Source organism: Sphingobacterium sp. WM, from assembly GCF_029542465.1.
Taxonomy (GTDB): domain Bacteria; phylum Bacteroidota; class Bacteroidia; order Sphingobacteriales; family Sphingobacteriaceae; genus Sphingobacterium; species Sphingobacterium cellulitidis.
Genome location: NZ_CP120709.1, coordinates 1,554,716 through 1,569,520, shown reverse-complemented (window position 1 = coordinate 1,569,520; position 14,805 = coordinate 1,554,716). Strand labels below are relative to the sequence as shown.

13 protein-coding genes are annotated in these 14,805 nt (G+C 39.3%); 5 read left to right on the top strand and 8 right to left on the bottom strand.

The features are described from left to right. Positions 1–121: 121 nt before the first annotated feature. The 3 genes from PZ892_RS06725 to PZ892_RS06715 all read left to right on the top strand — a co-directional run bounded on the left by PZ892_RS06725 (position 122) and on the right by PZ892_RS06715 (position 3,199). Positions 122–2,305: an ATP-binding protein gene (locus PZ892_RS06725; RefSeq protein WP_277712559.1), complete on the top strand. Its 2,184-nt coding sequence runs from the start codon at positions 122–124 to the stop codon at positions 2,303–2,305. Then, the gene (locus PZ892_RS06720; RefSeq protein WP_182498816.1) at positions 2,302–2,940 is read left to right on the top strand and encodes a response regulator transcription factor; all 639 of its coding nucleotides are present in this window, start codon (positions 2,302–2,304) and stop codon (positions 2,938–2,940) included. Before PZ892_RS06725 ends, PZ892_RS06720 begins: the two co-directional genes overlap by 4 nt. A 61-nt stretch (positions 2,941–3,001) precedes the next feature. Next, positions 3,002–3,199, top strand: a complete 198-nt coding sequence (locus tag PZ892_RS06715) for a hypothetical protein (protein ID WP_094257011.1) — start codon at positions 3,002–3,004, stop codon at positions 3,197–3,199. 65 nt (positions 3,200–3,264) lie between these two features. Here PZ892_RS06715 and PZ892_RS06710 read toward each other — a convergent pair whose 3' ends face one another. Genes PZ892_RS06710 through PZ892_RS06695 form a run of 4 tightly spaced genes read right to left on the bottom strand, consistent with a single transcriptional unit; the run spans position 3,265 to position 10,354 of the window. Continuing rightward, positions 3,265–4,536, bottom strand: a complete 1,272-nt coding sequence (locus PZ892_RS06710) for a glucose-1-phosphate adenylyltransferase (protein ID WP_277712558.1) — start codon at positions 4,534–4,536, stop codon at positions 3,265–3,267. A gap of 1 nt (position 4,537) precedes the next feature. After that, complete coding sequence (locus tag PZ892_RS06705) at positions 4,538–5,953, bottom strand: glycogen/starch synthase (protein WP_277712557.1); 1,416 nt, start codon at positions 5,951–5,953, stop codon at positions 4,538–4,540. Then, positions 5,950–7,869 (bottom strand): 1,4-alpha-glucan branching protein GlgB, encoded by a 1,920-nt coding sequence (gene glgB, locus PZ892_RS06700; protein ID WP_277712556.1) that lies wholly within the window; start codon positions 7,867–7,869, stop codon positions 5,950–5,952. The genes PZ892_RS06705 and glgB overlap by 4 nt, the downstream gene beginning before the upstream one ends. A gap of 25 nt (positions 7,870–7,894) precedes the next feature. Beyond that, the gene (locus tag PZ892_RS06695) at positions 7,895–10,354 is read right to left on the bottom strand and encodes a glycoside hydrolase family 31 protein (RefSeq protein ID WP_277712555.1); all 2,460 of its coding nucleotides are present in this window, start codon (positions 10,352–10,354) and stop codon (positions 7,895–7,897) included. A gap of 269 nt (positions 10,355–10,623) precedes the next feature. Here PZ892_RS06695 and queA point away from each other — a divergent pair, with 269 nt between their 5' ends. Then, positions 10,624–11,673: a tRNA preQ1(34) S-adenosylmethionine ribosyltransferase-isomerase QueA gene (gene queA / locus PZ892_RS06690; RefSeq protein ID WP_094257006.1), complete on the top strand. Its 1,050-nt coding sequence runs from the start codon at positions 10,624–10,626 to the stop codon at positions 11,671–11,673. A 97-nt stretch (positions 11,674–11,770) separates the two neighbouring features. Next, positions 11,771–12,463, top strand: a complete 693-nt coding sequence (locus PZ892_RS06685) for a 2-C-methyl-D-erythritol 4-phosphate cytidylyltransferase (RefSeq protein WP_277712554.1) — start codon at positions 11,771–11,773, stop codon at positions 12,461–12,463. Here the strand turns inward: PZ892_RS06685 and PZ892_RS06680 are convergent. The 4 genes from PZ892_RS06680 to PZ892_RS06665 all read right to left on the bottom strand — a co-directional run bounded on the left by PZ892_RS06680 (position 12,460) and on the right by PZ892_RS06665 (position 14,804). Continuing rightward, the gene (locus PZ892_RS06680; RefSeq protein ID WP_138090834.1) at positions 12,460–12,612 is read right to left on the bottom strand and encodes a lmo0937 family membrane protein; all 153 of its coding nucleotides are present in this window, start codon (positions 12,610–12,612) and stop codon (positions 12,460–12,462) included. The genes PZ892_RS06685 and PZ892_RS06680 overlap by 4 nt on opposite strands. Before the next feature lie 103 nt (positions 12,613–12,715). Then, positions 12,716–13,483 carry an MBL fold metallo-hydrolase gene (locus PZ892_RS06675; RefSeq protein ID WP_277712553.1) on the bottom strand — a complete coding sequence of 256 codons (768 nt, stop codon included), beginning with the start codon at positions 13,481–13,483 and terminating at the stop codon, positions 12,716–12,718. Beyond that, positions 13,480–13,752: a hypothetical protein gene (locus PZ892_RS06670; protein WP_094257003.1), complete on the bottom strand. Its 273-nt coding sequence runs from the start codon at positions 13,750–13,752 to the stop codon at positions 13,480–13,482. Before PZ892_RS06670 ends, PZ892_RS06675 begins: the two co-directional genes overlap by 4 nt. Before the next feature lie 41 nt (positions 13,753–13,793). Then, positions 13,794–14,804 (bottom strand): glycosyltransferase, encoded by a 1,011-nt coding sequence (locus PZ892_RS06665; protein WP_277712552.1) that lies wholly within the window; start codon positions 14,802–14,804, stop codon positions 13,794–13,796. Position 14,805: the final 1 nt, after the last annotated feature.

Here is a 14,805-nt window from a genome sequence, read left to right as displayed (position 1 = left end):
CTGTTTATGTACTTTTGAGAATAATATAATTAAATAGCAGGGACTGAACATGAATCTGGAAAAATTTAAATCACACTTCAACTTCTTTTTTCTTTTTTTATGTTTTATTCTATGCCCTGCAATGCTAAAGTCTCAAGATCTAGTTGAGAAGCTTCAAAAGGAGTACAATCAATACCCTGAAAATAACCCTGAAAAATTCTATACCACCGGGAAATTAGCACAAGCCTTATTTTTTAATCAACGTGAATCTGAAGCCATCGAACTTTTGAATCATGACCTGGCCATTGCCAATAAATTAAAGGAAAGTAAATATGCTGCCTATCTGAATACCATATTGGCAATCAACAAATTGATTATTGAGGAAACGACCAGCTCCAGACAACATATTCTGAAAGCAAAGGCCCTAGCAGACCGTAGCAAGGACTTAGAAATCAAAGGTTATGTCTATTATGGTTATGGATGGATCTTAGCCAGACAGCAACAGGAAGCTGAAGCAGTGAAGCAATTCCTGATTTCATTGAGTTACTTGGATCAAGCTAAGGATTCGCCAACCATTTATAACAGGAAAGCGAATGTATATAAAGAACTGACCGCCATCTATTCCAATTGGAACGAATTTGACCTGCAGGAAAAATATAGCAAGCTCGCCTTAAACCTCGCCCTGAAACAAAAAGACCCTTTGACAATTTTTGACTCGTATATGCTCTTGGGCTATATGTACGAGCAAAAGTATCTGGAAGATGACAGCCAGCAGGAATATAGGAACTCAGCGGAACAATATTACCTGAAGGCCTTGGATACCTATCTTTCTAAAGAAAATGAAATCCCAATTCCTTCTAATCTAGCATTTGTAGCCAATAATCTGGCTCACCTGTATTTTAAATTTTATCCAAAGGAGTATCAGAATAAGGTCGTACATTATGCAGAACTTGCTAAAACCAATGCTCTAGAGACCAAACAATATAATCTAGTGGCATCTTCTTATGGGATCTTGTCTGAATTGGAACTGGACAAAGGAAATTTTAAAACAGCTAAAGAACATCTGTTGTCATCTTTGATTGAAATCAATAAGTCCCAGGTACAAGACCAACAAATCCTGATGAGCATTTACCATACCCTATCCCAAATCAGTGAAAAGGAAGGTAATTATGCTGATGCAATCAAATATAATAAAGATTATATCCAGCTCTTTACAACTGTTTATGATCAGGAAAAACTAAATATCGGCAAGCGTCTTGAAGCCCAATATGAAAAAGGAAAGCAAGATCAGGAATTGGCCTTATTACAGGTTGAGGCCGAAAAGAAAGAACAGCAGATCCAACTGATGGCTGCCCTGGGGATCCAACAAAAACAAGAGCTGGAAAACCTAAAACTGATCCAGGATAACCAGTCAAAGGAATTGGTTTTATCGAAATTAACAGCTGAAAAGCAGGTTAAAGAACTCCAGGTTTCTAAATTGGAGGCAGAAAACAGAGCCCAAGAAATCAGCACCTATCAAAAGGAAATTTCCTTCAAGGATAAATTGAACAAGTATTTTATCGCCTTGATGTTAACAGCACTTGCCATGCTGACCTTACTATTTTATGCTTACACCCAACGTTCAAAGCATATGAAACAAAGGGAAAAATTGCATAATCTGGCGATTGATCAGGAAAGACAGCATGCTAAAATCTCCATGCTGACGGCTTTATTGGATGGACAGGAACAGGAACGCGCAAGAATTGCTCGAGACCTGCATGATGGCCTCGGCGGACTCCTTTCTGGAACTAAACTTCAGCTTTCTCATCTGAATGATAAGGCGTCCTTAGAGGTACAGGAAAAAATGCAAAAAGGAATCTTCCAGCTCGATATGGCAGTAGATGAATTAAGACGGGTTGCACACAACCTGACCCCTGACCTTTTACAGAAATTTGGACTTCAAGAAGCTTTGAATGACTATGCCTCCAGGATGTGCAATGAACAGCTCGACATTGATGTACAATTCCTGCATTATACGAATTCCTTGACTCCGGACCAGCAATTGCTGATCTATCGCATTATTCAGGAATTAGTGAATAACGCCATAAAGCACGCTGATCCTTCTCAAATTATTATCCAATTGGTGGAAGAAGATCAGCAATTTAATATTACCGTAGAAGATGATGGTAAGGGTTTTGATTATGACCTTTCCAATCTGAACAAATCTGCTGGCCTGCAGAATATAAAATCCAGGGTAGAATTCCTGAAAGGATCCTTCCAGGTTCATTCCGAAACTGGGCAAGGTAGTAGTTTTGAAATTTACATCCCCAAATTCATAAAATCATGATAAATATCGCCATCACAGATGACCATCCTTTATTGTCTGAGGGATTAAAAAATATCTTAGCTCAGGAACCCGATTTAAATATTATCGGTTGTTATCCTACCGCGAAAAGCTTAATTGATGCGCTCAAGCAAACCCGTCTCGACGTATTACTATTGGATATCAATTTGAGCGATGCCAATGGATTGGAACTGATTCAACCCTTATTAAAAAGTAATAAGGACCTGAAGATTATTATGCTGAGTGTTCATAATGAATTTGCAGTGATAAATAGTGCTTTTCAAGAAGGTGCGCATGGTTACATCCAGAAAAACGCTTCCATCGATGAAATTAAACTGGGGATCCAAGAAATTCTGTATGGAAAGAAATTCCTCTGCAAGCAAACCCAGCAAATCATTGATAAGAAGAATAGTACTGAATTAAAAAGCGTCCCTAAATTGACTCGCCGTGAAAAAGAAATCCTTGCCGAAGCAGCATTGGGATTAACCACTCATCAAATTGCAGAAAAGCTTTTTATCAGTCATCATACTGTGGAAAGTCACCGTAAAAACCTGATCGAAAAATTCAAAACCTCTAATTTAAGTTCGGCTATTAAAATGGCTTATGACTACGGATTAATTAGAGAAGTCACTGGTTAACAGCTTTTTTAAACAAAACCTCTTCTAATTTGTTATATACTTTAACTAATGGAGGTAAATTATGCAAGAAAAAGAAGATGAACAAGGGAACAAAATCAATAATGCAGAAGATGTAGATCCTACAAAGGTTCCAGAAACTGTCATTAAAGAAAAAGATGACCAACCCGCTGCGAATAACATGAAGCGTACAATTATTCTTGCAATCGTTGTATTGGTGATCTTCTATCTGATCTATGAATACGTATTAAAAAGTCAATAATTTATTTTTCAAAAAAAAAGGGTCGTTCAAAAATTTGAACGACCCTTTTCTTATTTATGAAATCCTTAGAACCCAATGGTTCTTCCATTTTCTATTACTGCATTTTTCTTGATCACGATAATGCCATCGCAAATGGTATATTCTGGAAAATCACCATCTTTTAATTGCTTACCCCCTTTAATTCTTACATCATTTCCAATCCGACAATTCTTATCAAGGATAGCATTTTCAATATAACATCTTTCACCGACGCCAATTGGTGGTGGGGCCTGTGATGAAGTCAATTCAACCACCTCGTTCAATTCCTCATAATAATCCGAACCCATCATATAGGTCATTTTTATTACTGTTCCCTCCCCAATTCTAGATCGAATCCCAATCACGGAACGTTGGATTTTTTCAGCCAGAATAATACATCCATCGGCAATAATTGCATTATTCAAGGTCGTTCCAGAAACCTTAGATGGTGGTAACATACGCGCTCGCGTATATACAGTTTCACCAAATAAATTAAACTCTGGAATATCATCGGTTAATCCAATGTTCGCCTCAAAAAAGGAAGCTATCGTACCGATATCTGTCCAATAACTATCAAAAGGATAACTTAATACCTTGGAATTTTCGATCGCATCCGGAATGATTTCTTTACCAAAATCCATTCCGTTGTTTTCAGCAAGCATCCTCGACATCACTCCTTTGGAGAATACATAGATCCCCATCGAAGCCAGGTAATTACGTCCTTGCTTCTCAAGGTCCTCAGAAACTTCAGAGGTCCAGTCTGCTAATAAATCCTTGGTCGGTTTTTCAATAAATGAAACCACATTATTGGCTTCATCTGATTTTAATATCCCAAAGCCTGGCGCCTCTTTCGCGCTAACAGGAATTGTTCCAATCGTGATTTCGCCACCATTCTGCACATGGAAATCTACCATCGCAGAATAATCCATCTGATACAGTTGATCGCCCGAAAGAATCAAAACATAATCATAATCTACATTGACTAGATTCTTTTGCGTCCTACGAACCGCATCGGCTGTACCCTCAAACCAGCGGTCACCCTCATTGGTCTGCTCAGCAGCCAAAATATCCACAAAGCCCTTACTGAAAATACTGAAGTTGTAAGAGTTCTTGATATGCTTATTTAAAGATGCTGAGTTGTATTGCGTCAGTACATATATCTTATTATAGCCAGAATTAAGACAATTTGAAATCGGAATATCTACCAAACGGTATTTCCCCGCAATAGGAACAGCTGGTTTTGATCGTTGGTCTGTCAACGGATACAAGCGGGTTCCTCGACCCCCTCCTAATACAATAGAAACAACTTTATGCGACATATCATTTAAGTAATTGGTTATATAACTCTTTATATTTCTTTGCTGATTTATTCCATGAATAATCTAAGACCATAGCGGCATCCCTCGTCTTTGTTAAATTATCCGAATAGCTCAAATATTTTATGGCTCTTGTTACTGTAGCTGCAGCCTCTTCCGCATCTACATCATTGAAAAGAAACCCATAGCCGCCTTCTTCAACGTCTTTCACTGTATCCCCTAAACCACCAATCTTTCGAACCACAGGAATCGTCCCATATTTTAAAGCATACAATTGGTTCAACCCACATGGCTCAACCCGTGATGGCATAATCAATAAATCCGAAGCAGCATAAACCCGATGAGCTAATTGCTCATTGTAGCCAAAGAATACTGCTAAATCATTTTTATAGTTAGGAGCTATGTCCTGAATCGATTGCTGTATCAGCGCATCGCCAGAACCTAGTATAAATATACTTAATTTACCCGAGTTTTTCTTCAAAAGATTTTCTATTAAGTCTGGCAAAATATCTGCCCCTTTCTCAGTTGCAAAACGCCCTATATAACTTAATAAAGGCTTGCTCGGATCTAATCCAAACTCCTTGCAAAAACTCAACTTATTCTCGTCCTTACCCTGATCTACCGTTACCATGGAATACTGATGGTCAATTAGAGAGTCAACTTCCGGATCCCAGAATGAGGTGTCGATCCCATTCACAATGCCAACGGCCTTTCCTCTTTCATCTGAAAATAAATCCTGCAAGCCATTCGCATTCTCAAAAAGCTCTTTTAGATAGCCCTCCGAAACTGTGGTATAAGCATCGCAACACTTAATCGCTGTAGCCAAGGGATTGATTAATCCATCCCAATCCAATAAACCCCATTTCCAGGTATCAAATGCAGGTAGGACAATGCCTTTGCTCCATGACATCCAGCCTTGGTACTGCCCATTATGAACCGTTACAACGGTCTTAACACCCTTAAGTTCATTGAACTCATTGCTCCATTTCGTCAAAAACGGAACCAAGCCAACATGGTGATCATGACAATGCAATACATCCGGTTGAATATTATTGTACTTCAGATAATGTAAAACAGCATGTTGAAAAGCAATCCATTGATCCGCCTCATCTTGATAACTGTATATCTCCTCTCGGTCCAGAAGATTTGGAATCCTTACTAAGTATAACGGAAAACCCAGTTCATCTGTCTTTTCCTTCAATATTTCGTAAGTCAGCAAACTCGAACCCTGAAGAAATTCTCCTTCAGCAACTAGGTCAAATTCATGCTCCTGAGTAAACTTCCTATTAAAATAGGGCATGATCACCGAGGCATCAATCCCTAATTCTCTTTGATACTTAGGTAATGCTCCGACAACATCTGCCAATCCCCCAACCTTTGCGACTGGGAAACACTCTACACTTAAATGTATGACTTTCATTTGCCAAGTTTTCTTTTAAAAATTAAACCACTTAGTGGCGGTAGATCTACTGTTATGGATTGGTCTTGGCCCATCCATGATATATTTTCCGTAGAAATTACTTTTTTCACAGGTACGGCGCTTCCATTAAATTCTGCATCATCCGAATTCAAGACCAACTCCCATTGACCAGCATGCGGCACTCCTAATTTAAAATTATGACGCACGACCGGGGTGAGGTTTAAGATGACAACCAGGTCATTCTCCAAATCATGTCCCCTACGGCAGTAGGCGAAAATACTTTGTTCCCGATCCGCCAACTCAATCCAGAAGAACCCTTCCGGACTAAACGCCTTTTCGTATAATGCCGGATAGGTCTTGTAAACCTCATTCAACTTCGACACAAACTGCTTCATGCTCTTATGAGGCTTATATTGAAGCAAGTGCCAGTCCAAGGATTGGTTAACATTCCATTCCGAAGTCTGTCCAAATTCAGCACCCATAAACAATAATTTGGTGCCAATGAATGTGAACATGTATAAATACAAACTCCTTAAATTCGCAAACTTCTGCCATTCATCGCCCGGCATTTTATAGATCAGGGATTGCTTTCCATAGACCACCTCATCATGTGATAATGGCAACATGAAATTTTCCGTAAATCCATAAACCGTGGCAAAAGTCATTTTATCATGATGGTAGGTTCTATTGATAGGATCTTCCTTAAAATAGGCCAGCGTATCATGCATCCAACCCATCATCCATTTCATCCCAAAGCCTAAGCCGCCTTGGAAGGTGGCACGGCTAACGCCAGACCAGGAGGTCGACTCTTCTGCAATCGTCTGAACACTTGGATAGTATTTTGAAACCGCTTCATTGAATTCTTTCAAAAAGGCAACTGCCTCCAAATTCTCATTCCCTCCTAATTCATTGGGATCCCACTCTCCTGCTTTTCTGGAATAATCCAAATAAAGCATCGAAGCCACCGCATCCACTCTTAATCCATCAATATGGTACCGATCCAACCAGAAAAAGGCATTACTGATCAAAAAGGATTTAACCTCATTTCTTCCGTAATTAAAAATATACGATTGCCAATCAGGATGAAATCCTTTCTTTGGGTCGGCATGTTCAAAAAGGTGTGTCCCATCAAACTTATAAAGTCCGTGTGCATCCCCCGGAAAATGCGAAGGAACCCAATCCAAGATCACTCCAATATGGCTTTCATGCAGAAGTTCAATTAATTTCATCAGGTCCTGTGGACCGCCAAATCGTGAACTCGCCGCAAAATATCCCGTAATCTGATATCCCCAAGAAGGATAATAGGGATGCTCCATAATGGGCATAAACTCCACATGTGTAAATCCTGTTTCTTGGATATATGGAATTAGTCGAGCCGCAATCTCCTCATAGGTCAGGAACCGTTCTGGATCCTTTGGATCACGCATCCAGGAGCCCAGGTGCATCTCATAAACCGACATCGGCCGATCGAGCGCATTGTACTCCCGACGATTATACATCCATTCCGAATCATTCCAGCCAAACCATGTGGTGGCAACAATAGATGCCGTCATCGGTGGAATCTCCGTGTGCAAAGCAAAAGGATCCGATTTCTCCAGATGCTCCCCCGTATTCGAATGAATGTGGTACTTATAAACTTCTCCGTTCTCTATCCCCGGAATAAACCCCTCCCAGATTCCACTGCTATCCCAACGGACATGTAGCTGATGAGAATGTGGATTCCATCCATTAAAATTTCCGACGACCGAAACTGTCTGGGCATTGGGCGCCCATACCGCAAAATATACTCCTTTTACCCCATTCACTAATAATTCATGAGAACCAAACTTCTCATAAAGCTTATAATGACGTCCGGATTTGAATAAAAAAACATCAAATTCAGACAATAAGGAGTGTACTTCAACTGGTTGAGGCATAATTAGTTTTTTTAGCTTTTATATGTTATTGAATATTAATTTTCTTGAAATCGCGATCTAATTTTATAAATAACTTCCCTTCATCATCCTGCTGCATGGAAACCTTATTTCCGTCCACTGTGATTTGCTTTGGCTCAAATGGTAATCCAACCAGATACAAATTAAAACCAGTATAATATGGCGTGTACAAGCCATCTTCTCCTTGAATGACATTCACTTGCTTCGCATCACAGGTCGTAATAAAATGCTTCTCTACATAAACCCCTTGTTCGTATGCAAAGGTTTCACCATGGTCAGAATATAAGGACGATGTATGCTCTCCTTCGGCATAATATAGGTTCAAACGCAAGGATTCTACTCTGCGCTCTCCTGTAAATTGCATCACCGGATATTCTGGAATAATGGATCCACCACGAACAAAAAACGGCATTTCATCCAATGGGGTATCGATGGTATATTCCTGACCTCCTTCATAATATGTATTATCAAAATAATAATACCAGGTTCCTTCAGGCAAATAAACAATCTTATTCGCTTGACCTGGATGAAGTACTGGCGATACCAACAATTGGTTACCAAAGCCAAACTCCTCTTCACGAATCATATTCTTGGCCTTTTCTTGTTCCAGCATGGCAATAGGCCTCAAAATAGGTTCACCATATTTATGCTGCAACCAAAACGTAGAATAGATATATGGCAATAACTTGTATCTCAGCTCAATAAATTTCTTACAGATTGCCTCCCACTCTGGACCAAAGCTCCATGGCTCACGATCGCGGGTGTCTCCAGCTGAGTGGACCCGCATAAATGGCGAGAATACGCCAAACTGCATCCAACGCGTGTACAATTCCCCATCTGGTTCGCCTGTGAAGCCTCCAATGTCAGTTCCACAGAAAGATAATCCAGAAACAGAAAGACGTTGCAACTGCAGCGTTCCTATTCTAAGGTGCTCCCAGGTCGCAATATTATCTCCCGTCCAAACCGAAGAATACCGTTGTGTCCCAGCATAGGCAGCCCGGGTAATCGTAAATGGACGCTTATTTTTATATAATTTTTTCAAGCCATCGTAAGTCGCTCGAACCATCTGCATCCCATAAACATTATGAGCTTTACGATGGGAACCCCGATGTCCTTCAAATTGATGCCTTACATCATTAGGAAATGTTCCGCGACCAAATACCGCCGGCTCATTCATATCGTTCCAGAATCCTGCAACGCCATCATCAACCAACCCTTTGTATAAAGTTCCCCACCAGGTTCTAACTTCTGGATTGGTAAAGTCTGGGAATTGACATCTCCCTGGCCAAACAAATCCTTCCATAAAGTAGTCATCCCCACGGCGACAGAAGTAATTATTGTCCTTTCCTTGCTTGAATACCCAATAATTATCATCAACCTTAATCCCCGGATCAATCATCACAACCGTTTTGAAACCATTGGCATTCAAATCCGAAATCATCTTTTTAGGATCTGGAAAATAGCGTTTGTTCCAGGTAAAACAACGGTATCCATCCATATAATCAATATCCAGATAAATCGCATCACAAGGAATCTCCCGCTTCCTGAATTCGTAGGCAACTTCACGGACCTTGTTTTCCGGATAATAACTCCATCTGCATTGGTGATATCCTAATCCCCACATGGCCGGCATATAATGCGTTCCTGTAAGTTTATGATAGCGTTTCACCACATCCATCATCTTAGGACCTTGGATATAATAATATTGCAGCTCCCCACCTTCCGACCAAAAACTGGTCTGGTCCTGATGCTCTGCCGCAAAATCAAAATAGGTCTTGAAGGTATTATCAAAGAAAATACCGTAAGCCTTCCCTTCAGTCACACCTATATAAAATGGAATCGTTTTGTATAATGGATCCTGATTAAATGCATAGGAATAAGTGTCCGAATTCCAGTTCTTAACTCGTTTACCACGTAAATTCAGATTGGTTGCTTTATCGCCCAATCCGAAAAATGCCTCGTCAGCAGCTGCTTCCTTGGTACAATAAACATAGTAACCTCCGAAATCCACGTTCTCTTCCCAGTGCATTGCCGAATGATCACGGTTCAGCACCTGACCTTCCATATCGGAAAATGAAATATTAAAATCCGACTTACGGATCAAACAAATCGTAGTATTGGTCTTGACTTTGTAATATTCAGAGTCCTCAATGACCTCCACACTGACATAGTTATCCTCCTTAAAACTGATAGCATAGGAAAAGTCTTCCAAGAAGGAACCTTCGGGCGCTAATCGAATCCGAATGATATCTTCCGAGTAAACTTTAACTTCCACTTTGGATTTGCCATCGGTAAAATAAACCGTATTGGCTTCCTGTGAATAGCCTTTAACTGCAGTTAAATATAGTTTCTCAATGTTGGGCAGGTCTAGGACCGGGTTGTTGACGTGTTGAATTGTATCGTCTAAGGTTTCAGGGTTAGGTAGTAAATCGTTCGCAAAATCCCCCTTCTTTGTTGTATCCGCCATAAAAATAATATTCTAAAATGGTAATAGACAGTGTAAATGTCAGTTTTAAATTACAATATATTTTATAGAAATCAATGTTATTAAATAAATTCGTTTTAGTTGGACCAGAATTGTACCTCCATAGCTACAGGATTTTTCTTTAGGATTATCATTAAATTGTTGTAATACAAGAAAAAGGCAATAATTCAGCGAAAAATTCGTAATTTTGTAAGCCTTTTTAAAATCTAGCCCCAGTAAGGCTAGAGGGCATAATACATCAGTAGAATAACATGAAATTATCTCAATTCAACTTTAATCTTCCTGAGTCATTACTAGCATCTGAACCTTCAGAACAAAGAGATGAATCTCGTTTAATGGTTTTACACCGCGATAGCGGAAAAATCGAACACAAGATCTTCAAAGATGTTCTGGATTATTTTGATGATAAGGATGTAATGATTTTGAACAACACTAAGGTTTTCCCTGCTAGAATGTATGGCAATAAAGAGAAAACTGGCGCGACAATCGAAGTATTCTTATTAAGAGAACTTAATAAAGAATTACGTCTTTGGGATGTTTTAGTTGATCCAGCACGTAAAATCCGTGTGGGTAATAAATTATATTTCGGAGATGATGATTTATTAGTTGCGGAAGTTGTGGATAATACAACCTCACGTGGACGTACAATCCGTTTCCTTTTTGATGGTACTGACGAAGAATTCCGTAAGAATATCGAAATCTTAGGTGAAACTCCGCTTCCTAAATACATCAAAAGAAAAGCAACCCCGGAAGATAAATTCCGTTATCAAACAATCTATGCGAAAAACGAAGGTGCTGTAGCGGCTCCAACCGCAGGTCTACACTTCTCACGCGAACTTATGAAACGCCTTGAACTTAAAGGGGTGGATTTCGCCGAAGTAACCCTTCACGTGGGTCTAGGTACGTTCCGTACAGTGGAAGTTGAAGACTTGACGAAACATAAAATGGATTCTGAACAGTATATCATTTCTGAAGAAGCTGCTCGTATCGTAAATAAAGGTATTGACGACAAACGTAAAATCTGTGCCGTAGGTACTACTTCTATGCGTGCTATTGAATCTTCAGTGTCTGCTGACAAACACTTGAAAGCTGCGAATGACTGGACTTCAAAATTCATCTACCCACCTTATGACTTCAGCATTGCGAACTCAATGATTACTAACTTCCATACGCCTCAATCTACCCTATTGGTAATGATTGCAGCATTTGCAGGTTATGAAAACGTAATGAATGCTTATGAAGTGGCTGTAAAAGAAAAATACCGCTTCTATAGCTACGGGGATGCGATGTTAATTATTTAATTAAATTACTCCTATATACGAAAACGCAGATCCTACGATCTGCGTTTTTTATTTCCAATAATTTACTTACTTTTCCAAATTAATAGTGATTTAAGGTATGTCTACGCATTTTGTAATTATAGTTGCCGCCGGTACGGGCTCCAGGATTGGAGGAAATCTCCCGAAACAATTCTTATTGCTTCAGGAAAAACCCATATTGATGCATACCGTGGAAAAATTCGCCAACTCCAACTGCAAGCCCCAAATCATCCTCGTTCTTTCTGAACAAATGATCGATTACTGGAAAGAAATTTGTCAAAACTATAAGTTTAATATCCCACACCATATTACCATAGGTGGAAATAGCAGATTTCAAAGCGTAAAAAATGGTATTGAATTTATCAGGAATACCCAAACGCTAACAGCAGATTCTAAAATCGCTGTACATGATGCCGCAAGACCGCTGGTAAGTTCTGCATTGATTGATAATCTCTTCCTGACTTGTAATAAGAATCGCCCTGCAGTAATCCCTGCCGTACAAAGTACCAATTCAGTAAGATTAGGAAATCAAGAGAATAGTCATGCTGTCGATAGACAAACGGTTTGGTTGGTCCAAACCCCGCAATTATTTATGGCTGACCTTTTAGTAGAAGCTTACGAACAACCCGAGGAGGATTATTTTACCGATGATGCCTCTGTTGTTGAAAAGCTGAGCAACAACCTCTATCTCCTACCCGGTGAATATCAAAATCTGAAAATCACCTTCGAAGAAGACTTAGCCATTGCTCAACTCTTATTTAATAAAATCTAAGCGTTACCTCTGATTATTCTTAATAACACCACAATGATGGCAATAACCAATAAGATGTGGATAATACCACCAGTAGCATAACCTCCAAAAAAGCTAATTGCCCAAATGATGACAAGAATAACTGCGATTAAATACAAAATATTTCCCATAGTAGTTAAAATTTGTGTTTTGTTAAAATAGTTTATTCAATGATTCAATTTCATAAGGATAAACACACAGTTCAAACAAATTGTTTTAAACTGCCAATTTTTTTTAAAACAAATCAATAACTAACTGATCGTAAGATAGATAAATTCCATCCGGTAGACTAGCACTTATGTCCTCGTGCCGTCCAAATCGATGTGAAATATGGGTAAGATAGGTTTCTCTGGGTTGAATTCGATTGGAAACTTCAATCGCTTCTTCCAAGGTTAAATGAGAAATATGGGGTTCTCGTTGCAGGGCATTCAGGACTAAAACCTCTACCCCCTCCAGCAATTTGAAGCTCTCCTCCGATATGGTTTTGGCATCCGTGATATAAGCAAAATTATCAATCCTAAACCCCAGAACGGGCATCTTATAATGCATAACCTCGATAGGCAAAATATTTTTCCCGTAAAGCTCAAAAGCCTTTCCCGCGAAGATTTCTTCCAACTCCAATTGGGGTACCCCAGGATATTTATAATCACTGAAGGCATAATAGAATTCCTTCCTTAAAGCATCATGCGTCGCCTTATTGGAATAAATGGGAATAGATTGCTGTTGCTGATAATTATAAGCTCTGACATCATCTAAACCTGCAATATGATCTTTATGGGAATGAGTCATCAGTACCGCATCCAGGCGATTCACCGGTTGACGCAACATCTGATATCGGAAATCAGGACCCGTATCAACAACTAAGGTATGGTTATTATATTCAATCAATATCGAAGAACGTAGGCGTTTATCGCGCTTATCCTCCGAATGACAAACCGCACATGGACATGCTATAACCGGAACACCTTGCGAGGTCCCTGTACCTAAAAACGTTATTCTCAAACCGTAATCCTTGACTTTTTTATTTGCTGATAAAAGGCTTTTAACTTCTCCTGAATTAATAATTCATCAACTTCCATCGTCTCCAAGATCTGTAATAAGGATACAACCTTCATGTCGACCGTAGAAAATTTATTGACAACCACGACTTTGGAATTCTGCAAAACACAGGCTCCGGTTCGGAAAGAACCTTTTTCATAGCGCAATTTATAGCCTAAGTCGCCAAATAAGGCCTCTAATTTATCTAAACTTCCTTGTGTTAATGAAATCATATTTTCTCCTCATCACAATTTAAGAAAGCACAAGGAATTTATCAATTCTTTGGCCCCTTTTTATCCGTAATAAATTTATGTGCATATTGACTCAAAAAGCCTGAACCGTATGCAATCAATTGGGTAAAAGCCGCTACAACAGATAATATCGCCACCTTTAAGCTCTTCGTACTGACCAAGGCATGCAAGAATAATAATCCCGTATAGATTAGCAAGAATAAATTGCCCAATAAACCCAAAATATGCAAGAAATAAATTTCGTCCATGGTCAATAAGTTGATCACATTGATCATGAGCAAACCTATCAAACCCAATACAAATACTGCTGGTAAGGCATGAACAGGCTTTAATTCCTTAGGATATAAACAATAGATATCAATTCTTCCCTTTCCAAAATTATAGGTCTGTTTATAGAATTGACTAAAACTGGTTCGACGTTTATGGTAAACAAAGGCATCTGGTATTAAACCTACCTTAAACCCGGAATTTATCATCCGAATACTGAATTCAATATCTTCCGATCGTCTGGATAATTTGAAACCGCCGGTTTTTTCCCAGACCTCCCTTGAAATTCCTAAATTAAAACTCCGGGGATGGAATTGACCAACATGCTTTTTATTGCCACGAATCCCTCCTGTGGTAAATGGAGAAGTCATGGAATAACTTATGGCCTTCTGAATAGGTGTAAATGATTCATGTGCTGCATCCGGACCGCCAAAGGCATCCCAGTGATCCTTCTTAATGCCTTCCAGCACTTTGTTCAGGTAATCAACCGGTACAATGATGTCGGAATCAAAGACGATAAAATAATCCCCTTTCGCACGTTCAAAACCGTAGTTCCTAGCGAATCCCTGACCTTCATTCTCCTTAAAGAAATACTGTATATCAAGCTTATCTTTGAACTTATCTACAATATGTTCTGATTTATTCTTTGAACCATCTTCTACGATGATAACCTCAAAATCCTTGTAATCCTGATCCAACAATGAGGTCAGCATTTCCTTGATTTCTACTGGTCTATTATAGAGCGGAACAATGATGGAAAAAAACATA